Origin of the sequence: Vibrio sp. ED002, assembly GCF_023277445.1 — a bacterium.
GTDB lineage: Bacteria > Pseudomonadota > Gammaproteobacteria > Enterobacterales > Vibrionaceae > Vibrio > Vibrio jasicida.
The window spans coordinates 2,832,489-2,852,020 of the sequence record NZ_CP080238.1 but is presented as its reverse complement, the minus strand read 5'-3'; the positions used below and the strand labels follow the sequence as shown (position 1 = coordinate 2,852,020).

The window sequence follows — 19,532 nt, the reverse complement described above, 5'->3', positions numbered from 1 at the left end:
GATTAATTCCCAAACATCAATGCGGTCAGTACAAAGTCTAGTCCCAGTACTGCTAAAGAAGAATGCACTACCGTGCGCGTCGTTGCTCGGCTGATCCCTTCCGAAGTCGGAATCGCGTCATAGCCATTAAAAAGAGCGATCCAAGTAACGGTAATCGCAAACACGATACATTTGATCATGCTGTTACCAATATCTTGGCCTAATTCTACTGACGACTGCATTGCCGCCCAGAAACTACCGTGGTCAACGCCTTTCCAATCAACGCCAACAATTTGAGCGCCCCAGATACCAATAGCCATGAAGATCATCGCCAACAGTGGCATGGAAATCACACCTGCCCAAAAACGAGGAGCGATAACGCGTTTAAGCGGGTCTACCGCCATCATTTCCATACTCGAAAGCTGCTCAGTGGCTTTCATCAAGCCGATTTCTGCCGTTAATGCAGACCCAGCTCGTCCAGCGAATAACAAGGCGGTTACCACAGGCCCTAGCTCACGCAATAGCGATAGAGAGACCATTTGCCCGAGACTGCCTTCCGCACCGTAGTCCACCAGCACGACATAGCCTTGTAAACTCAACACCATGCCGATAAACAAACCCGATACGACAATGATAGCCAGAGACTGCACACCAACGGAGTAAAGCTGCTTCACTAATAACGGGAAGTTTTTGACCGGTTGTGGTCGGGTTACCAAAGCACCAACCAACATTAGTGTCGCACGGCCAAAGGCTTCACAGATGGCCAACGTGCGTCTTCCTAATGAAGCGACAAATTGAATAAAACTATCGACCATCAAATAAATCCTTTTCGATACTTTGAGCGGGAAATCGGAACGGTACCGGACCATCCGCATCACCCAACAAGAATTGCTGCACGCGTGGATCTGGATTGTCTCTCAGATCTTGTGGCGTGCCAAAAGCAATGATTTTGCCATCGGCCATCAAATAAACCCAATCCGCAATACTCATCACTTCTGGTACATCGTGTGAAACGACAATCGAAGTCAGACCTAACGCTCGATTCAAATTACTGATCAACTCAACTAATACGCCCATGGTGATCGGATCCTGACCAACAAACGGTTCATCATACATGATAAGGTCGGGATCGAGCGCAATCGCGCGTGCTAAAGCTGCTCGCCTAGCCATACCGCCAGAAAGTTCACTTGGCATCAACTTTGCGGCACCACGAAGACCTACGGCTTCAAGCTTAAGCAGCACCATAGTACGGATAAAATCTTCAGAGAGTTCTGTATGTTCACGTAAAGGAAAGGCAACATTATCGAAAACGTTCAAATCCGTGAACAGAGCGCCTGATTGGAACAACATGCTCATCTTCTTTCGAGCATGGTAAAGCTTCTTACGTGAGAGTGCTGGAATGTTATCGCCATCAAACCAGATCTCACCTTGTTCGGGGTACAACTGACCGCCAATTAAGCGTAACAGTGTCGTTTTACCGATCCCCGATGGCCCCATAATGGCCGTCACTTTCCCTTCTGGCACGTGTAAATCAACGCCATCAAAGATCTTACGTTCGCCTCGTGAAAAAGTGAGATTGTTAACGGTAACTAAATCGTTGTTCGACATACTATCTCTTCTACTGTTTGTGAGTTTGACTCACAGAGTCATCAGCCAACTCAACCCCGATTGTTTTCAAGATATTACGTCGAGAATATCCTAAAGTGACTTCGGTACACTTATTAGGCTGCAATCATAAGCACATTGAACTTGAATTAAAAGCACTGTTCAATTAAATAAAGCCGACCAAATTCAAGCAATTCTTCATAAAATATGACGAAATCAAAGGAAGGTGTTTAAATTCAACTCCAGATAAGCGGTATCAAATACAACACGCGATCGAGCAACAATTAAACACAATTTCGTTACTAACCTTTAATTTATTTGTTGTTTATCTTCCATTTTTGGCTGTGAAAGGTCAAAATTAGCGGTTACTCATTTCACTTATTTTTATTACTTAGGAATCATCATGCTCGAAGCCGTAGCGTTGCTTATCGTCGGTCTTGTTATACTTGTATGGAGTGCAGATAAACTTGTTTTTGGCTCTGCAGCTCTGGCCCGCAACGTCGGTATTTCACCTTTAGTGATCGGCATGACCATTTTGGCGATGGGTTCTTCTGCGCCAGAAATGATGGTTTCTGCAACCGCAGCATGGGACGGTAAAACCGACACAGCTGTCGGTAACGTTCTTGGCTCGAACATCGCCAACATCGCTTTAATTCTTGGTATCACCGCCATCATCAAACCACTTTCCATCAGCTCTGCTGTGGTTCGTCGAGAATTGCCATTGATGATAGCAGTAACCGTGCTGGCTGGTATTTTACTTTGGGATAACCACCTAGGTTTCTACGAAGGCGTATTGCTGTTTGTACTCTTTGCTGCGTTCCTATTTGCCATGTTGCAAATCAGCCGCAAAGAACAAAAAGCGGGTGATGCTTTTGTCGATGAACAAGAATCAGAAGTCCCTGAAGGTGTAAGTAATCCAAAAGCCGTTATGTGGGTTGTGATCGGTCTGATACTTCTACCTTTGGCAGCAAGCATGTTAGTCGACAACGCCGTCATCATTGCAAAACACTTTGGTATGAGTGATCTCGTTATCGGCCTTACTATCATTGCTATCGGCACTAGCCTACCGGAGCTTGCTGCATCTCTAGCGGGCGTTCTAAAGGGCGAAGACGATATGGCTGTGGGTAACATCATCGGTTCAAACGTTTTCAACATTTTGGCGGTAATGGGCCTACCGGGCATCATCAATCCTTCAATGCTAAGCGAATTTGCGATGGGTCGTGACTTTTGGGTTATGCTCGGCGTATCGCTACTACTTGTGGCAATGTGTCTTGGTAAATCTCGCAGTATCAACCGTTTAGAAGGTTCAATCCTGTTTGTGTGTTTCTTAGGCTACCAAGTGTACCTATTCGCAAACATGGCCGCTTAATAACATAATAAGTAAAGACAAATTGGAGCTCTGATATGTCCACTCAATTTGATTTTCGTGCTGCTGCTAAACAAGTTCTTGATATTGAAGTGACCGCACTTCAACAACTGGACCAGTATTTTGATGCGCAGTTTGAACAAGCTTGCGAATTGATTCTTTCCAATAATGGCAAAGTCGTCGTTATGGGGATGGGCAAATCAGGTCACATTGGCAACAAGATTGCTGCGACTCTTGCAAGTACAGGCACCTCCGCGTTTTTTGTTCACCCTGGTGAAGCTGCGCATGGTGACCTAGGAATGATCAGTGAAGGCGATATCGTCATTGCGATTTCTAACTCTGGTGAGTCTCACGAGATTTTATCTCTATTCCCAGTATTGAAACGTCTGAACATCAAAATTATCAGCATGACAGGCAAGCCTGAGTCGAACATGGCCAAATTGTCGGATATGCATTTGCAAATCACCGTTCCGCAAGAAGCCTGCCCACTTGGTCTTGCACCAACGAGCAGCACAACAGCAACTTTGGTCATGGGCGATGCTCTTGCCGTTGCCCTGCTTCAAGCTCGTGGTTTTTCTGCAGAAGACTTCGCTCTATCACACCCCGGTGGTGCGTTGGGAAGAAAATTGCTGCTCAAGCTGTCTGATATTATGCACTTTGGTAATGCACTACCAAAAGTTGCGCCAGATGCATTGATTCGCGACGCACTTCTTGAGATTTCAGAGAAAGGCTTAGGGATGACCGCGATTGTCGATGAACACGATGCTATGCTTGGTATATTCACTGATGGTGACTTGCGTCGTACTTTGGATAAACGTATTGATATTCACACCACAGCAATCGGTGAAGTGATGACTCAAAACCCAACAACGGCTCATCCAGAAATGTTAGCTGTCGAGGGTTTGAATCTTATGCAAGATAAAAACATCAATGCTCTGATCTTGTGCGACAACAACAAGATTGTTGGTGCGCTGAATATGCACGATTTGTTGAAAGCGGGTGTGATGTAATCCATCCATCAACAAATGTTTACACAATTTGATTAACAGATTAAGGCAATGGTCAGGGAAGTACTGAGCTAAGATAAAGGCCTTTATTTTATGAGTTTTACTCGCCTTATTTATTTGCTCCTGATCTTCGTTGTCGCATGGTGTGGTTATTATTTGCTGACACCAAAAGGCGATGAAGATATACAGGTTGCACCTAATTTAGAACTGCCTATGTTCAGTGGTACTGGACTAGAAAATATCACTTATGGTGAAAATGGTGTCCGCAGTTACATCATTCGCTCTAACAGCTTGGATCATTACGCCAAGAGTGGAGATACGATTTTTAATAGCCCAACACTGATGGTTTACCGTGAAGGTAGCGTTGTTGAGTGGAAGGTCACTGCAACAAGAGCAGTACTTGATGAAGACCAGATCCTGACGTTATACGACAAAGTTCTCATGCAAAACTTATTGCCTGACGCAAGCTTTGACACCATGGCAACAGACAAGCTGGTCATCAACTTAAGCAATCGTGATTTTAAAGCCGATCAACAAGTAATGTTGGTTGGACCACAATTTGAAACTACCGGAGGCGCAATGCAAGGCAACTTAAAAGCCCACACTGCGACTCTGACAGATGAAGTTCAAGGTCGATATGAAACCGTTACACCTTAGCCTATTGGCATTGGTATTAGCAGCGCCACAAGCGTTGGCACTTAAGTCGGATACGCAACAGCCGGTTTACATTAATTCAGACACCCAGCAGGTGGACATGAAGAGTAACCAGGTGACCTTTAAAGGTGATGTATCTCTTAAGCAAGGTAGCATCAATATCGATGCTGACAGAATTGTTGTAACTCGTGACCCGAAAACGGAAGCGATCAAACAAATTCAAGCATTTGGTAAACCTGCCACTTTCTCTCAATTAATGGACGATGGTAAAACACTCAGTGGTCAAGCTACTGAATTGGATTACCGTATTTCTACTGACGAATTGACCATGAAAGGCCAAGCACAGCTAGCCCAAGACGGTAACACCATCAAGGGCTCATCAATTCGCTACCAAATTGGTCAACAGAAGCTTGTTGCTGACAGCTCGAAGAATGAGCGCGTTACCACCATCCTGCAACCGAACCAAATCGAGAACTAATATGGCAGTACTGAGCGCAAAGAATCTTGCTAAAAGCTACAAGAAACGCAAGGTCGTTACGGACGTGAGCCTCGAAGTCGAGTCTGGTCAAATTGTGGGACTGTTGGGTCCAAACGGCGCAGGTAAAACCACATCGTTTTACATGATTGTCGGCTTGGTACCTCGTGATGAAGGCATCATCACTATCGACGATCAAGACATCAGTATCCTACCGATGCACAGTCGCTCGCGCCTAGGTATCGGCTACTTGCCACAAGAAGCTTCCATATTCCGTAAGTTATCGGTTGAAGACAACATCATGGCCGTCCTAGAAACTCGCCAAGAGTTAACTCGAGAAGAGCGCCAAGATAAGCTTGAAGATTTATTGGAAGAATTCCACATACAGCACATACGCACCAGTGCGGGTATGGCACTATCAGGTGGTGAACGCCGCCGTGTAGAAATCGCTCGTGCATTGGCAGCAAACCCTCAGTTCATTTTGTTGGATGAACCGTTCGCGGGTGTTGACCCAATTTCGGTTAACGACATCAAAAAAATCATTGAACACTTGCGCGATCGTGGTCTTGGTGTGTTAATCACTGACCATAACGTTCGTGAAACCTTGGACGTTTGTGAAAAAGCCTATATCGTAAGTCAAGGACACCTTATTGCTTCAGGAACTCCGGATGAGGTTCTCAATAACGAGCAGGTGAAACAAGTTTATCTCGGTGAACAATTCCGTCTATGATTACATTAGGAACGGTAAGATTCTGAGCATTACAAGGTAAGTAACACTGAATGAAACCTTCATTACAACTCAAGCTAGGTCAACAGTTAGCCATGACGCCGCAGCTACAACAAGCGATTCGTTTGTTGCAATTGTCGACGCTCGACCTTCAACAGGAAATCCAAGAAGCCTTGGACTCCAACCCTTTATTGGAAGTTGAAGAAGGCCAAGAAGAACCTCAAGCAAATGGTGAAGACAAATCAGCACTCGATGCTGCAGACAACAGTGCCAATGAAACTGCCGAGATTGATGTTCCTGATAGCTCAGACGTGATTGAAAAATCTGAAATCAGCTCTGAGCTAGAAATCGACACCACTTGGGACGATGTTTACAGCGCGAACACTGGCAGCACAGGCTTAGCGCTTGATGACGATATGCCGGTCTATCAAGGTGAAACCACTGAATCGCTGCACGATTACCTGATGTGGCAGTTAGACTTAACGCCATTTAGCGAAACCGACCGCACCATCGCGTTAGCCATCATTGATGCGGTTGACGACTACGGTTACCTCACGCTCTCTCCAGAAGAAATTCATGAAAGCTTCGACAACGAAGATGTTGAACTTGATGAAATCGAAGCCGTTCGCAAACGCATTCAACAATTTGACCCCCTTGGCGTTGCCTCTCGCAACCTTCAAGAATGTCTATTACTGCAATTAGCGACCTTCCCAGAAGATACACCGTGGCTCGCTGAAGCGAAAATGGTGCTGAGCGATCATATCGATCATCTTGGTAATCGCGATTACAAGCTCGTCATCAAAGAAACCAAACTGAAAGAAGCAGACCTACGTGAAGTGTTAAAGCTGATTCAGCAATTGGACCCTCGACCTGGCAGCCGTATTACTCCAGATGATACCGAATACGTTATTCCTGACGTTTCCGTTTTTAAAGATCATGGCAAATGGACGGTTTCCATTAATCCTGACAGCATCCCAAAACTTAAAGTAAATCAACAATATGCGCAACTAGGTAAAGGCAACAGTGCCGATAGCCAGTATATTCGCAGCAATTTGCAAGAGGCAAAATGGCTGATTAAGAGCCTAGAAAGCAGAAACGAGACGCTTCTCAAAGTTGCAAGATGTATTGTTGAACATCAACAAGATTTCTTCGAGTATGGTGAAGAAGCCATGAAACCAATGGTACTTAACGATGTAGCATTGGCAGTGGACATGCATGAATCCACGATCTCTCGTGTGACTACACAGAAGTTCATGCACACACCACGTGGCATTTTTGAATTGAAGTACTTCTTCTCTAGTCATGTCAGTACAGACAATGGCGGAGAATGTTCGTCCACAGCAATTCGCGCGCTCATCAAAAAGTTGGTCGCAGCGGAAAATACCGCTAAACCATTGAGTGACAGCAAGATTGCTGCTCTTCTGGCTGATCAAGGGATTCAAGTCGCAAGACGTACGATCGCGAAGTATCGTGAATCCTTGGGTATCGCCCCTTCAAGTCAGCGTAAACGCCTACTTTAAGGCACCAACTGAAAAGGAAAGTCTATGCAAATCAATATTCAAGGCCATCACGTTGATCTTACCGATTCAATGCAAGACTATGTTCAATCAAAGTTTCAGAAGCTCGATAGATTCTTCGACCATATAAACCAAATACAAGTTGTACTAAAAGTTGAAAAACTTAACCAAATCGCGGAAGCTACGCTTCACATAAATCAGGGCGAAATCCACGCGTCATCGAATGACGAAAGTATGTATGCAGCAATTGATTCGCTGGTGGATAAATTAGTTCGTCAACTTAACAAGCACAAAGAAAAACTAAACAGTCATTAATCATGCAATTGAGCGAGATACTGTCACTGGACTGCACCAAAAGTGCAGTCCATTGTACAAGTAAGAAACGAGCCCTAGAGATGATCAGCCAAATTGTTGCTGAAAACACGGGCCAAGATTCAACCGAACTGTTTGAGTGTATGCTCAGCAGAGAAAAGATGGGTAGTACGGGTATCGGCAACGGTATTGCTATCCCTCACGCAAGAATGTCATCCAGCGATAAAGCCATTGCCGTATTACTTCAATGTGATGAAGCGATTGAGTTTGATGCGATCGACAACCGACCTGTAGACCTTCTCTTTGCGCTTCTGGTTCCAGAAGAACAGTGCAAAGAACACCTCAAAACACTATCCTCTATGGCTGAACGCTTGAGCGACAAGCAAGTGTTAAAAATGCTGCGCAAAGCTCAGAGCGATGAAGAACTCTACGACATTATGATTCATCAGTAATCGAGGCGATCACCATGCGATTAATTGTTGTTAGCGGGCACTCCGGTGCCGGGAAGAGTGTTGCCCTGCGCGTACTTGAGGACTTAGGGTATTACTGCGTAGACAACCTACCAGTTAACTTGCTTGATGCGTTTGTAAAGTCGGTATCCGACAGTAAACAGAACGTTGCCGTAAGTATCGATATTCGAAATATCCCAAAGAAACTCAAAGAGCTGAACACCACTCTCGAAAAACTCAAAACTGAGTTAGACGTAACGGTGCTGTTCTTAGATGCGAACAAAGAGACCTTACTCAAACGCTACAGCGAAACCAGGCGGATCCATCCGCTGTCGCTTGGCGCTCAATCCTTATCTCTTGATCAAGCCATTGAGTTAGAACACGAGATACTGATGCCCTTAAAAGCACACGCGGACTTAGTGCTCAACAGCAGTGGTCAATCCCTGCATGACTTGAGCGAAACCGTACGTATGCGCGTTGAAGGGCGAGATCGAAAAGATCTGGTGATGGTATTCGAATCCTTCGGTTTCAAATATGGACTACCCTCTGATGCCGATTACGTGTTTGATGTGCGCTTCTTGCCAAACCCGCATTGGGAACCAGCATTGCGCCCTCTTACAGGTCTAGATGCCCCGATTGGAGCCTTCCTAGAGCAACATCAATCTGTACTCGATCTTAAGTATCAAATTGAAAGTTTTATCGAGACTTGGCTGCCTCTGCTAGAAAAAAACAATCGCAGTTACTTAACTGTCGCGATTGGTTGTACTGGTGGTAAACATCGCTCAGTGTATCTCACGCAAAAAATTGGTGAGTTCTTCGCTGACAAAGGCCATCAGGTACAAATTCGCCACACTTCATTGGAAAAAAACGTTAAGGAATAAGGGTGGAATTAAGTCGTAAGGTATTGATCCAAAACCGCTTAGGGCTTCACGCTCGCGCTGCGGTAAAACTGGTCGAACTGGCACAAAGCTACGATGCGATCATTACGATCGACAACGAAGAAGATAAAACCGCGACCGCTGATAGCGTTATGGGGCTATTAATGCTTGAGTCCGCCCAAGGGCAATACGTGACGATCCACGCCACTGGCGATCAATCAGAGCAAGCCCTTGATGCGGTTTGTCATTTGATTGAAGATAAGTTTGATGAAGGCGAGTGATTCACTCGCTTTTTTATTTTTAACACCCAAATATTCCACATCGCTTCCCCTTCCTACTTAAATTCCGATAAATAATTTTGTCGACTTTCATAAGTTGTTATTAAAAGGTGCCTAGAATTAAGTTATTATTCAAAGCATTGTAAATATCAGGAATTAGGGGGAATGAATGGCAGAGCAAATAGAATTCGACCAAGCTCACCAAGCCCTCCAAGAAGTCACAGAAGCGCTGGAAAACGGCCGCTTTGTCCATGTTCGTCGCCAATTGCAGGACATGGAACCTGAGGATATCGCCCACCTTTTAGAAGCCTCTCCACGTAAAAGTCGTGAAGTACTCTGGCAACTGACTGACCCAGAAGACTACGGTGAGATTCTTGACGAGCTAAACGAAGACGTCAAAGACAGTCTCGTGTCCAAAATGGCCCCAGAAGCGCTTGCAGAAGCGACGGAAGGCATGGACACTGATGATGTGGCTTACGTACTGCGTAGCTTGCCTGACGACGTCTCACGTGAAGTTCTATCCCAGATGGACACCGCTGACCGTCAACGAGTCGAAACGGCGCTATCCTACCCTGAGGATACCGCTGGCGGATTGATGAACACCGACGTAATCACCATTCGTGGTGATGTGGATGTGGACGTTGTCCTGCGCTACTTACGCATGAAAGGCGAACTACCAGAAGCAACCGATGCGTTATACGTCATTGATGATGATAGTAAGCTGATTGGTGAACTGCCGATTACCACACTGATTACCACTCAACCTGATGTCAAAGTCAGTGCTGTGATGGAAGATGCCGACGATGCAATTACCGTAGATACCAGTGACTCTGATGTTGCTAGTCTATTTGAACGTCGTAACTGGGTATCAGCACCTGTGGTTGATGAAAACCAACATCTGGTTGGTCGTATCACCATCGATGACGTGGTCGATGTTATCCGTGAAGATGCCGAACACTCAATGATGAGTATGGCGGGTATGGATGACGATGAAGATACCTTCGCACCTGTCGTAAAATCCGCTCGTAAGCGCAGTATTTGGCTCGGTGCCAACGTACTTGCAGCGCTAGCGGCGGCCTCAGTATCCAACATGTTTGAAGCAACACTAGAGCAAATGGCGGCTATCGCCGTCTTGATGACCATTGTTCCATCGATGGGTGGCGTTGCGGGTAACCAAACGGTCGCTCTGGTGATCCGCGGTTTAGCACTTGGTCATATTGGTGATTCAAACAAACGAGAACTATTGCTGAAAGAAGCCGCTATCGGCTTACTTAACGGCATCATGTGGGCACTGATCATCGGCGGTATCGTGGTTGCTTGGAAAGGAAACTGGATGCTTGGCGGTATCATCTCTGCGGCCATGTTGACCAACCTTTTTGTAGCAGGTGTTGCCGGCGTAACCATCCCTATTCTACTCAAGAAAATGAACATCGACCCAGCCTTGGCTGGCGGTATGGCACTGACTACGGTCACTGACGTGATTGGTTTGTCAGTCTTCTTAGGCCTCGCGACCCTGCTGATTTAATCTCATGTCATAAACTGCCATGAACAAGCAATAAAAAAGCCTGATGAGTACATCAGGCTTTTTTGCATCTAGCGGTTAGCGGGGTGATATTATTCGCCCGCCACCTTCATGGTATCAAGCAAGATAGAGCCGGTTTGGATTTGAGAACGCGTTTCCACATCGCTACCCACAGCAACAATTTGGTTGAACATGTCTTTTAGGTTACCCGCAATGGTAATTTCTGATACTGGGTATTGGATTTCACCATTTTCTACCCAGAAGCCAGCAGCACCACGAGAGTAATCACCTGTCACGACGTTCACGCCTTGGCCCATGGTTTCAGTTACCAGTAAACCTGTGCCAAGTTCTTTCAGCATTTGCTCGAAACTTTGTCCCGTCGACTTCACGTACCAGTTGTGGATACCACCAGCATGGCCAGTTGGGTCCATTTTCATTTTACGAGCCGCATAACTCGTTAGCAGGTAAGTCGCGAGTACACCATCGGTGATGATTTCACGATCTTGCGTGTACACACCTTCACTATCAAATGGACTAGAAGCTAGGCCACGTAAGACATGTGGACGCTCTGAAATATTGAACCATTCTGGAAGTACTTGCTTGCCGAGGTGATCAAGTAAGAAAGAGGATTTACGGTACAGGTTACCACCGCTGATTGCCATCACTAGGTGGCCAATCAAACCTGTCGCTACGTCCGCAGCAAACATGACTGGGTACTTACCCGTTTTCAGCTTTTGAGCGTCTAAGCGACTTATGGTTTTTTCTGCGGCACTGCGGCCAACCACTTCAGGAGCCCAAAGGTCGTCACGATGGCGAGCAACGGTGTAGCTGTAGTCACGCTCCATCTCACCATTTTTGCCTACACCAATCACACAACAGCTGGTGCTGTGGCGACTTGACGCGTAGCTTGCCAACAAGCCATGGCTGTTACCGTACACTTTGACGCCGTAATGACTGTCATAGCTCGCACCATCGCTTTGCTTAATCGCATCGCTGTAGTTAAGTGCTTCTTTTTCAGCGGCAATCGCAACTTGTGCTGCGTAATCTGGATCGGGTGCGTCTGGGTGGAAAAGGTCTAAATCAGGCACCTCTTTCACCATATATTCTTTCGGAGCTGGGCCCGCGAATGGATCTTCTGATGTGTATTGAGCGATGTCTAATGCTGCTAACACCGTTTGCTCGATAGCCGCTTCGCTCAAATCGGATGTGGAAGCACTGCCTTTACGTTGGCCACGGTAAACGGTAATACCCAGTGCGCCGTCGCTGTTGAATTCAACGTTTTCCACGTCACCCATGCGAGTGGAAACACTCAAACCCGTGCTCTTGGTAATTGCGACTTCAGCGGCATCAGACTTCGCCGCAGCGATTTCTAGTGCACGTGAAACGGCTTGTTCTAGCTCGGTACGTTGCTCAGCAACCTGCTGTTTAATATCCATTGTCTTTCACATCATGTATTCGATGTACAATAGAATAACAAGAATTTCGCTTTCTCCCCACGATTCTTGTTAAAATAGTCATAATATTAATCAAAACACAGGCAACTGAAATGGCACGTAAGAATCAAAAAGCGCCATGGGAACCAGAAGAAGAGATCATCTGGGTAAGTAAATCCGAGATGAAGCGCGACATGGAAGAGCTGCAAAAGCTTGGCGAAGAGCTTGTCGGCCTTAAGCCAGCAGCTCTCGAAAAGTTTCCATTGAGCGAAGACCTACGCGAAGCAATTGCTGATGCGCAGCGCTTTAAAAACGAAGCACGCCGTCGTCAACTGCAACGTATCGGTAAGTTAATGCGTTACGAAGATCCAGAGCCAATCCAAGCGGCACTAGACAAAGTTCGCAACAAACACTCGCAAGCAACAGCGGCACTACACAAGCTTGAAGCGCTGCGTGATCGTGTAGTCGAAGAGGGCGACAAAGCAATTGATGACGTTATGGAGCTTTATCCAGAAGCAGACCGTCAACGTCTACGCCAACTTGCTCGCCAAGCAGCGAAAGAGAAGAAGGCCGGTAAACCAGCAAAATCTTACCGTGAAATTTTCCAAATTCTAAAAGCCTTGAACGAAGAAGAAATCTAATTCAATGCTTAAGAACGCAAAAAGCAGACCTTTGTGTCTGCTTTTTTTATGCCTATTTTCTAGTATTACGCTAGACGATTGAGGTTCTCACCACGATCAAACGCGTTAATATTCTCAATTAAAATCTCAGCTAAACGCTGTATCGAAGAATCACTTCCCCACGCAACATGCGGCGTTAGTAGCAAGTTAGGCAAATACATATTCGCAATCAACGGGTTGCTTTCATCAGCGGGTTCTTGGGTAAAGACATCGAACCCAGCCCCAGCAATCTCACCTTGCTTTAACCCATCGACCAAAGCTTGCTCATCCACCAAGCCGCCACGTCCGGTATTAATCAAAATAGACGTTGGCTTCATCTGCTTAAGTTCCGCTTCACCAATCAAATTATGTGTCTCATCATTCAATGGACAATGTAGCGTGATGGCGTCCGCTTGATCCAACATCTCGGTAAAAGAAACATAGCCTTCTCGGCACTCTGTTACACCTTTACGTTCTGCAAACAACACATTCATACCCAATGCTTTTGCCAATTGTGCCGTTGCTTGACCTAATGCGCCGCTGCCAAGCACACCTAAGGTGCTGCCTGCAACATCTCCAATCGGATGCGTAAAGAAACAGAACTGCTTGTTGCGCTGCCATTCGCCAGCAGCGATATCTTGGTGATAACCAAACAAGTTACGACGCAAAGCAAACAGCATCGCGATAACGTGTTCTGGCACAGAGCGGGTCGCATAGCCACGCACGTTGGTAACCGCGATGTTGTGCTCGGCGCAATAGTTTACATCGACGTTATTAAAGCCCGTTGCCGCGACGGCAATCATCTTGAGGTGAGGAAGTTGAATGAGAACAGAGTGGTCGAGCACCACCTTGTTGCTGATCACGATATCCGCATCAGCAAGACGCTCAACAACTTGCTCAGAAGAAGTCAGATCGTATTCCACCCAATCATGGGCAAAGCTTGGACGAGGTATTTGAATTTGGGCTGGGATGGTCGCTCGGTCGAGGAAGACCACTTTAGGCAGTGACATAACAACTCCTTGTTCACTGCCTAAAGATGAATTTATGGACGTGGCAGTGTTTTGTAATCTGGTAATTTACGCGCTGGGTTGAAATAGTCAAAGATCATCTCTTCCGCTTCTAGGTAAAAATCACAAGGAACAAAAATACTGCGCAACCAATCGGTTTTCGGGTGATAAAAGCTCAGCTCTGCGGCGTGCAACTCTAGACGTTCAGAGAAGGCTTTTGCTTCTTCTGTTGCGTAAAACTCATCACCCACAATTGGGTGACCTAACGCTTGCATATGAACACGCAATTGGTGTGAGCGGCCTGTAATCGGCAATAAACGCACAATCGTCGTCTTTGAACCATCAGGGTGTTCTTCTCGCTTCGCTACTTGGAAGATCGTCCTAGAGGGTTTGCCATCTTCAAAGCATACTTTCTGCAGAGGACGATTCGGCCAATCACAAATCAAAGGCAGATCGATCTCGCCCTCTTCTTGTTCAATATGGCCCCAAACACGTGCGTAGTAGATTTTATGCGTCAATCGGTATTGAAACTGTTTTTTTAACGCACTTTCTGCACGCTTGTTTTTAGCAAGAACCATTAAGCCAGAAGTGCACATATCTAAACGATGCACGACTTGAATGTCTGGATATTGCTCGGTTAAGCGACTCCACATGCTGTCATAGTGCTCAGCAAGACGCCCCGGCACAGAAAGCAAACCAGATGGCTTGTTTACCGCCAAAATTTGCTCATCTTCAAAAACGACATCAATCCAAGGGTCGGTTGGTGGATTGTACTCAAGCATTGCCATGGGCAGGATCTCTACAGAATAAAAACGCGCTGATTATACCCAAGAGATGCAAAGATGCATGCAGAAAAATCGCTTAAACCCTGCCTCTTTTTACCATCGATATAACTTTTAGAAATAACAAAAGCAACCAAGTCAATAACGAAGAAAAAAATTAAAAAAATCACTTCGTAAATATAAATTGACAAGCTGAGCGGTAATGTTATTTATAAGCACTAGTTGACACAAAAAGGACAATAATAAATGGAATCCGCAGTATCCGATCAACCCCAATCCAAAGTCTCGCAATTCTTCCGCTCTCTTGGCCCTGGTATTCTCATGGCCTCTGCCGCCGTCGGTGGTTCTCACCTTGTTGCATCCACCAAAGCTGGGGCTATCTACGGCTGGCAACTTGCGGCGCTCATCCTGCTGGTAAACCTTTTTAAATACCCATTCTTCCGAGCAGGCGTGCAGTACACCATGGGCACTGGTAAAACGTTGGTTGAAGGCTATGCCAAACTTGGTCGCCCATACTTGTGGTTGTTCTTATTCCTCAGTTCCGTTTCTGCGGTCATCAACACAGCAGCACTGTTGATGTTCAGCGCGAGCTTGTTGGGCTATTTCATTCCATTTTCTTTGTCGATGGCATCACTCAGTGTCATTGTTTTGGTGACATGTTTAGTGATTTTATTCGCCGGCCACTACAAAGCACTGGATACACTTTCAAAAGTCATTATGACGGTCCTAACGATAGCGACGCTACTTGCGGTTGCGATAGCGTTTGGAAACCCTGTAGAGCCTGTTGCGAACTTTGAATCCCCTTCTCCGTGGTCAATTGCTGCCATCGGCTTTATCGTTGTGACCATGGGCTGGATGCCTGCTCCAATCGAGATATCTTGTTTAACGTCTGCGTGGCTAAAGCGCCAAACTAGCCAACAAGAAGTTACGGCAAAATCTGCCCTGTTTGATTTCAACGTCGGCTACATTGGTACTGCGGTATTGGCTTTGGTGTTTGTATCACTAGGTGCGTTGATGCTGCACGGTTCAGGTATTGAGCTTAAGAGCTCCGGCGTAGGCTTCTCCCATCAGCTTGTTGGCTTGTACGCCTCAACCATTGGTGAATGGTCACGTTACCTGATTGCTGTGATTGCGTTCTTTTGTATCTTCGGCAGCACCATTACGGTAATTGACGGCTACTCGCGTGTGATTTCAGACTCTCAACGGTTACTGCGTTCACAACCAGAAACCGATCCAAAAGCGACGTCGGCCATCATGCTTATTGTTTCTCTATGTGCTTTAGGTATCGTTGTTTTCTGGGCTTCAGCACTATTACCGATGTTGAACTTTGCCATGGTATTGGCGTTTATGACGACGCCATTCTTCGCGCTTTTAAACTATATTCTAGTGAGTAAAACCGACTTGCCTAAGCCATTGGCGCTGGGTCGTAAATTGAAGTGGTTGTCGATTGCTGGTTTGATTTACTTATTCGGCTTCTTAGCGCTATTCATTTGGTGGAAGTGGTTGATGTAATCAGCTGTGAGCAATCAACTGAGCTTATGAGATAAAAGCTCAGATAAAGAAAAAGGTCTTCAATTGAAGACCTTTTTTCGTTTGTATGGACGCTGATTAGTTGTGGCTGACGACAATTAAACGTAGCGAATCTAGCTGAACCTGAGCTTGGTTGATATAACCTGTTAGCTCTTTGATTTGTTCTTCAATCGCTTCAATTTCTTCGTCACGGATGTTCGGGTTAACCGCTTTCAGTGCTTGTAGGCGCTCGAGCTCTGCATTCAAGCTTTGTTGCATGTCTTGCTGTGCTTGCTTGCGAATCTCTTCCACTTTCTGCTCAACCAATGCGTCACCCGCTTCGATGAGGCTGTGGATGTCTTTCTGTACTGATGTCACTAGCTTGCTGCCTAGGTGACGGTTTACTGGGCTAAGCTGACGGTTGAAACCTTCAAACTCAACCTGAGAAGACAGATCATTACCACGACCGTCCATCATCATGCGGATTGGCGTCTTCGGTAGGAAACGCGTAATACCGCTGCGTTTTGGTGCTTGCGCATCCACCGCGTAAACCAACTCAAGCAAGATAGTGCCCACTGGTAGCGCTTTGTTCTTCAGCAAAGAAACCGCTGACGTACCCACACCTTCGCTCATCAGCAGATCGATACCGCCTTGAATCATTGGGTGTTCCCAACTGATGAAGTGCATGTCTTCGCGAGACAGCGCGGTATCGCGGTCAAACGTGATTGTCGCGCCTTCGTATGGCAAACCTGGGTAGCTTGGCACCATCATGTGCTCAGATGGAGTTACAATAAGTGCGTTTTCACCCTTGTCGTCTTGGTTCAGACCGATGGTATCGAACAGAGACAACGCGAATGTCACTAGGTTTGTATCGCCATCCGTCGATGCGATTTTCTCAACGATTTGCTGCGCTTTGTCGCCGCCGTTTGAGTGCATTTCTAGCAGGCGGTCACGACCTTGCTCAAGTTGTGATTTCAGCTCTTTGTTCATCTTCGCTGATTCTTCAATCACTTCATCAAGGCTTGAAACATCACCAGATGCCAGCATTTCAATCAGTGCATCAGAGTACTTATCGTAAACCGCGCGACCTGTTGGACACGTTTCAGCAAACGCGTTCAGACCTTCATCGAACCAACGCGCAAGGATCGCTTGTGAAGTACCTTTTAGGTAAGGTACGTGGATGTCGATATCACGCTTCTGACCGATACGGTCCAGACGGCCAATACGTTGCTCTAACAAGTCTGGGTTGAATGGCAAATCGAACATCACAAGCTGGTTAGCAAACTGGAAGTTACGACCTTCTGAGCCGATTTCGCTACAGATAAGAACCTGCGCGCCACCCTCTTCTTGTGCGAAGTAAGCCGCTGCTTTATCACGCTCAAGAATCGACATGCCTTCGTGGAATACGGTTGCACGAATACCTTCACGCTCACGCAATGCTTGCTCAAGTTGCAACGCAGTGCTTGCACGAGAAGCAATAACCAATACTTTATCGCTGCGCTTCTCTTTTACTTTTTCAAGTAACCAGTTCACACGTGAGTCGAACTGCCACCAACTTGAATCTTCGCCTTCAAATTCTTGGAAGATTTCTTCTGGGTAAAGGTTCTTCACCGCGCGCGCTTCTGGTGTCATCTTGCCACCGATCATGCCTGATACACGCATTGATGTGGTGTACTGCTGCGGAATATCCATTGGCATGAGATGCACGTTACGCTTCGGGAAACCTTTGATTGCAGCACGTGTGTTACGGAACAGCACTCGACCTGTACCGTGACGGTCCATCAGGTTGTCGATCAGTTCTTGGCGTGCTGACGCTTTCGCTTCTTCATCACTGTCGCTTTCGATAATACGGAATAGCGGCTCAACGTCCTGCTCAGAAAGCAGTTCTGTAATTTGGTTTTTCGCTTCGTCTGGCAGTTTCTCACCAGAGAATAGCGACGTGATAGCATCCGCAACAGGTGCGTATTGCTCTTCTTCTTCAACAAACGCTTCATAATCGTAGAAACGATCTGGATCTAGAAGACGTAGACGAGCGAAGTGGCTCTCACGACCTAGCTGCTCTGGCGTTGCGGTAAGCAGTAACACACCCGCTGTGCGTTCTGCCAAGCCTTCTACCACTTGGTATTCGCGGCTTGGTTTGTCTTGGCTCCACTCTAGATGGTGCGCCTCATCGACAACCAATAGATCCCACTCACCTTCTAGCGCTTGTTCAAAACGCTTACGGCTCTTACGTAGGAAATCCAGTGAACACAGTACGTATTGCTGCGTATCAAATGGGTTTTCTGCTTCTGCAAAAGCTTCAATACAGCGCTCTTCATCGAAGATAGAGAAGTGCAGGTTGAAACGACGCATCATCTCAACGAGCCACTGGTGTTGCAGTGTCTCTGGTACCACGATAAGAATACGCTCGGCACGACCCGCCAGTACTTGCTGGTGGATGATCATGCCCGCTTCGATGGTTTTACCAAGACCCACTTCATCCGCTAGCAATACGCGAGGCGCGTGACGGCGACCGACTTCGTGTGCAATGTACAGCTGGTGAGGAATCAAACCTGCACGCATGCCACACAGACCACGCATTGGGCTCTTGTGTTGTTCAAATTGGTTTTGTAGCGCACGGTAGCGAAGTACAAAGTTGTCCATGCGGTCGATTTGACCTGCGTACAACTTGTCTTGCGGTTTGTTAAAACGAATGTGGTTGCTTAGGAAGATTTCACGCAACACGATCGCCGTTTCTTGCGTGTCTTCACGAGTACCGAAATAGGTGTATAAACCTTCATCTTCCAGTACTTCTTCAACTTTTAATGACCAACCTTCTTGGCAATCGATGACATCACCGACGTTGAACGTTACTCGGGTAACTGGTGCATCGTTACGTGCGTAAACTCGGTTTTCCTCTGATGCTGCAAACATCAATGTCACAGTACGAGCATCCATTGCCACTACGGTACCTAAACCTAAATCGCTTTCCGTATCGCTAATCCAGCGCTGCCCCAAAGCAAATGTCATGAATTGACTACCTCGTTGTTGTTTCTTGTTGGTCTCTACCCATCCCGATGGGCATGGATATTAGTTTAGATCTGATTCTGGCTTCTGCTATGCCAATCGTGCTTGTCATGCCACTTTGTGCTGTGCATTTTTAAGCCAGCTGAACATGATAAATCGGACGTAGCCTATACGCAGAAAAAGGTCGCTAATCTTACTTGAAGCTGTGATTTAGGTCACGTCGAAACCGCCCAGAGGGCAAACTTTTTTTCCTGAATTAGGAATGCAATCAAATTGTAAAAAACTCATGACAATTATTAAGTTGTAAGAAGTAAATATTACGTATACTTCTACTGAGGGGCGCTTAGAGTCATCGTGCATGATTTGA

Annotated in this window: 19 protein-coding genes; 13 read left to right on the top strand and 6 right to left on the bottom strand. The window is 46.3% G+C overall.

Features of this window, described 5'->3' with window-relative positions:
* Positions 1-2: 2 nt before the first annotated feature.
* Positions 3-794, bottom strand: a complete 792-nt coding sequence (gene mlaE / locus ITG12_RS13215) for a lipid asymmetry maintenance ABC transporter permease subunit MlaE (RefSeq protein ID WP_038879694.1) — start codon at positions 792-794, stop codon at positions 3-5.
* On the bottom strand, positions 784-1,587 hold the full coding sequence (gene mlaF, locus ITG12_RS13210) for a phospholipid ABC transporter ATP-binding protein MlaF (protein ID WP_045424625.1): 804 nt from the start codon (positions 1,585-1,587) through the stop codon (positions 784-786). Before mlaF ends, mlaE begins: the two co-directional genes overlap by 11 nt.
* Before the next feature lie 400 nt (positions 1,588-1,987).
* Between mlaF and ITG12_RS13205 the strand changes: the two genes are divergently transcribed.
* The 11 genes from ITG12_RS13205 to mgtE all read left to right on the top strand — a co-directional run bounded on the left by ITG12_RS13205 (position 1,988) and on the right by mgtE (position 10,772).
* Entirely contained in the window at positions 1,988-2,953 is a 966-nt protein-coding gene (locus ITG12_RS13205; protein WP_038864502.1) for a calcium/sodium antiporter, read from the top strand.
* Between the two features lie 35 nt (positions 2,954-2,988).
* Entirely contained in the window at positions 2,989-3,960 is a 972-nt protein-coding gene (kdsD, locus tag ITG12_RS13200) for an arabinose-5-phosphate isomerase KdsD (protein ID WP_039975700.1), read from the top strand.
* A 90-nt stretch (positions 3,961-4,050) separates the two neighbouring features.
* Entirely contained in the window at positions 4,051-4,614 is a 564-nt protein-coding gene (gene lptC / locus ITG12_RS13195) for an LPS export ABC transporter periplasmic protein LptC (protein WP_038864505.1), read from the top strand.
* Positions 4,595-5,089 (top strand): lipopolysaccharide transport periplasmic protein LptA, encoded by a 495-nt coding sequence (gene lptA, locus ITG12_RS13190; protein ID WP_038864506.1) that lies wholly within the window; start codon positions 4,595-4,597, stop codon positions 5,087-5,089. Before lptC ends, lptA begins: the two co-directional genes overlap by 20 nt.
* Position 5,090: 1 nt before the next feature.
* The gene (gene lptB, locus ITG12_RS13185) at positions 5,091-5,816 is read left to right on the top strand and encodes an LPS export ABC transporter ATP-binding protein (RefSeq protein WP_038864508.1); all 726 of its coding nucleotides are present in this window, start codon (positions 5,091-5,093) and stop codon (positions 5,814-5,816) included.
* Between the two features lie 50 nt (positions 5,817-5,866).
* Positions 5,867-7,333 carry an RNA polymerase factor sigma-54 gene (locus tag ITG12_RS13180; RefSeq protein WP_039975699.1) on the top strand — a complete coding sequence of 489 codons (1,467 nt, stop codon included), beginning with the start codon at positions 5,867-5,869 and terminating at the stop codon, positions 7,331-7,333.
* 24 nt (positions 7,334-7,357) lie between these two features.
* Positions 7,358-7,645, top strand: a complete 288-nt coding sequence (gene hpf, locus ITG12_RS13175) for a ribosome hibernation promoting factor (protein ID WP_038864512.1) — start codon at positions 7,358-7,360, stop codon at positions 7,643-7,645.
* A 2-nt stretch (positions 7,646-7,647) separates the two neighbouring features.
* Entirely contained in the window at positions 7,648-8,094 is a 447-nt protein-coding gene (gene ptsN, locus ITG12_RS13170; protein ID WP_038864515.1) for a PTS IIA-like nitrogen regulatory protein PtsN, read from the top strand.
* 14 nt (positions 8,095-8,108) lie between these two features.
* Positions 8,109-8,972: an RNase adapter RapZ gene (gene rapZ, locus ITG12_RS13165; RefSeq protein ID WP_038864517.1), complete on the top strand. Its 864-nt coding sequence runs from the start codon at positions 8,109-8,111 to the stop codon at positions 8,970-8,972.
* Between the two features lie 2 nt (positions 8,973-8,974).
* Entirely contained in the window at positions 8,975-9,250 is a 276-nt protein-coding gene (locus ITG12_RS13160; protein WP_038879700.1) for an HPr family phosphocarrier protein, read from the top strand.
* A 166-nt stretch (positions 9,251-9,416) separates the two neighbouring features.
* Positions 9,417-10,772, top strand: a complete 1,356-nt coding sequence (gene mgtE, locus ITG12_RS13155; RefSeq protein WP_038864521.1) for a magnesium transporter — start codon at positions 9,417-9,419, stop codon at positions 10,770-10,772.
* Positions 10,773-10,861: 89 nt separating this feature from the next.
* On the opposite strand, the gene pmbA is transcribed toward mgtE, so the two are convergent.
* Positions 10,862-12,205, bottom strand: a complete 1,344-nt coding sequence (pmbA, locus tag ITG12_RS13150; protein WP_038864524.1) for a metalloprotease PmbA — start codon at positions 12,203-12,205, stop codon at positions 10,862-10,864.
* Positions 12,206-12,315: 110 nt separating this feature from the next.
* Here pmbA and yjgA point away from each other — a divergent pair, with 110 nt between their 5' ends.
* Complete coding sequence (gene yjgA, locus ITG12_RS13145) at positions 12,316-12,843, top strand: ribosome biogenesis factor YjgA (protein WP_038864526.1); 528 nt, start codon at positions 12,316-12,318, stop codon at positions 12,841-12,843.
* Positions 12,844-12,908: 65 nt separating this feature from the next.
* On the opposite strand, the gene ITG12_RS13140 is transcribed toward yjgA, so the two are convergent.
* A complete protein-coding gene (locus ITG12_RS13140; RefSeq protein ID WP_038879701.1) occupies positions 12,909-13,871 on the bottom strand; it encodes a D-2-hydroxyacid dehydrogenase in 963 nt (320 codons plus the stop codon).
* 32 nt (positions 13,872-13,903) lie between these two features.
* Positions 13,904-14,656 (bottom strand): bifunctional tRNA pseudouridine(32) synthase/23S rRNA pseudouridine(746) synthase RluA, encoded by a 753-nt coding sequence (gene rluA, locus ITG12_RS13135; protein WP_038879703.1) that lies wholly within the window; start codon positions 14,654-14,656, stop codon positions 13,904-13,906.
* 240 nt (positions 14,657-14,896) lie between these two features.
* On the opposite strand from rluA, the gene ITG12_RS13130 reads away from it, so the two are divergent.
* The gene (locus ITG12_RS13130; protein WP_038864533.1) at positions 14,897-16,162 is read left to right on the top strand and encodes a divalent metal cation transporter; all 1,266 of its coding nucleotides are present in this window, start codon (positions 14,897-14,899) and stop codon (positions 16,160-16,162) included.
* A 96-nt stretch (positions 16,163-16,258) separates the two neighbouring features.
* Here the strand turns inward: ITG12_RS13130 and rapA are convergent, their stop codons facing one another.
* Positions 16,259-19,168: an RNA polymerase-associated protein RapA gene (gene rapA / locus ITG12_RS13125; protein WP_038864536.1), complete on the bottom strand. Its 2,910-nt coding sequence runs from the start codon at positions 19,166-19,168 to the stop codon at positions 16,259-16,261.
* Between the last annotated feature and the right edge of the window lie 364 nt (positions 19,169-19,532).

Excerpts from the sequence above, each read along its gene's own strand:
- mlaE (WP_038879694.1), bottom strand. The coding sequence starts at position 794 with ATGGTCGATAGTTTTATTCAATTTGTCGCTTCATTAGGAAGACGCACG.
- mlaF (WP_045424625.1), bottom strand. The coding sequence starts at position 1,587 with ATGTCGAACAACGATTTAGTTACCGTTAACAATCTCACTTTTTCACGA.
- ITG12_RS13205 (WP_038864502.1), top strand. The coding sequence starts at position 1,988 with ATGCTCGAAGCCGTAGCGTTGCTTATCGTCGGTCTTGTTATACTTGTA.
- kdsD (WP_039975700.1), top strand. The coding sequence starts at position 2,989 with ATGTCCACTCAATTTGATTTTCGTGCTGCTGCTAAACAAGTTCTTGAT.
- lptC (WP_038864505.1), top strand. The coding sequence starts at position 4,051 with ATGAGTTTTACTCGCCTTATTTATTTGCTCCTGATCTTCGTTGTCGCA.
- lptA (WP_038864506.1), top strand. The coding sequence starts at position 4,595 with ATGAAACCGTTACACCTTAGCCTATTGGCATTGGTATTAGCAGCGCCA.
- lptB (WP_038864508.1), top strand. The coding sequence starts at position 5,091 with ATGGCAGTACTGAGCGCAAAGAATCTTGCTAAAAGCTACAAGAAACGC.
- ITG12_RS13180 (WP_039975699.1), top strand. The coding sequence starts at position 5,867 with ATGAAACCTTCATTACAACTCAAGCTAGGTCAACAGTTAGCCATGACG.
- hpf (WP_038864512.1), top strand. The coding sequence starts at position 7,358 with ATGCAAATCAATATTCAAGGCCATCACGTTGATCTTACCGATTCAATG.
- ptsN (WP_038864515.1), top strand. The coding sequence starts at position 7,648 with ATGCAATTGAGCGAGATACTGTCACTGGACTGCACCAAAAGTGCAGTC.
- rapZ (WP_038864517.1), top strand. The coding sequence starts at position 8,109 with ATGCGATTAATTGTTGTTAGCGGGCACTCCGGTGCCGGGAAGAGTGTT.
- mgtE (WP_038864521.1), top strand. The coding sequence starts at position 9,417 with ATGGCAGAGCAAATAGAATTCGACCAAGCTCACCAAGCCCTCCAAGAA.
- pmbA (WP_038864524.1), bottom strand. The coding sequence starts at position 12,205 with ATGGATATTAAACAGCAGGTTGCTGAGCAACGTACCGAGCTAGAACAA.
- yjgA (WP_038864526.1), top strand. The coding sequence starts at position 12,316 with ATGGCACGTAAGAATCAAAAAGCGCCATGGGAACCAGAAGAAGAGATC.
- ITG12_RS13140 (WP_038879701.1), bottom strand. The coding sequence starts at position 13,871 with ATGTCACTGCCTAAAGTGGTCTTCCTCGACCGAGCGACCATCCCAGCC.
- rluA (WP_038879703.1), bottom strand. The coding sequence starts at position 14,656 with ATGGCAATGCTTGAGTACAATCCACCAACCGACCCTTGGATTGATGTC.
- ITG12_RS13130 (WP_038864533.1), top strand. The coding sequence starts at position 14,897 with ATGGAATCCGCAGTATCCGATCAACCCCAATCCAAAGTCTCGCAATTC.
- rapA (WP_038864536.1), bottom strand. The coding sequence starts at position 19,168 with ATGACATTTGCTTTGGGGCAGCGCTGGATTAGCGATACGGAAAGCGAT.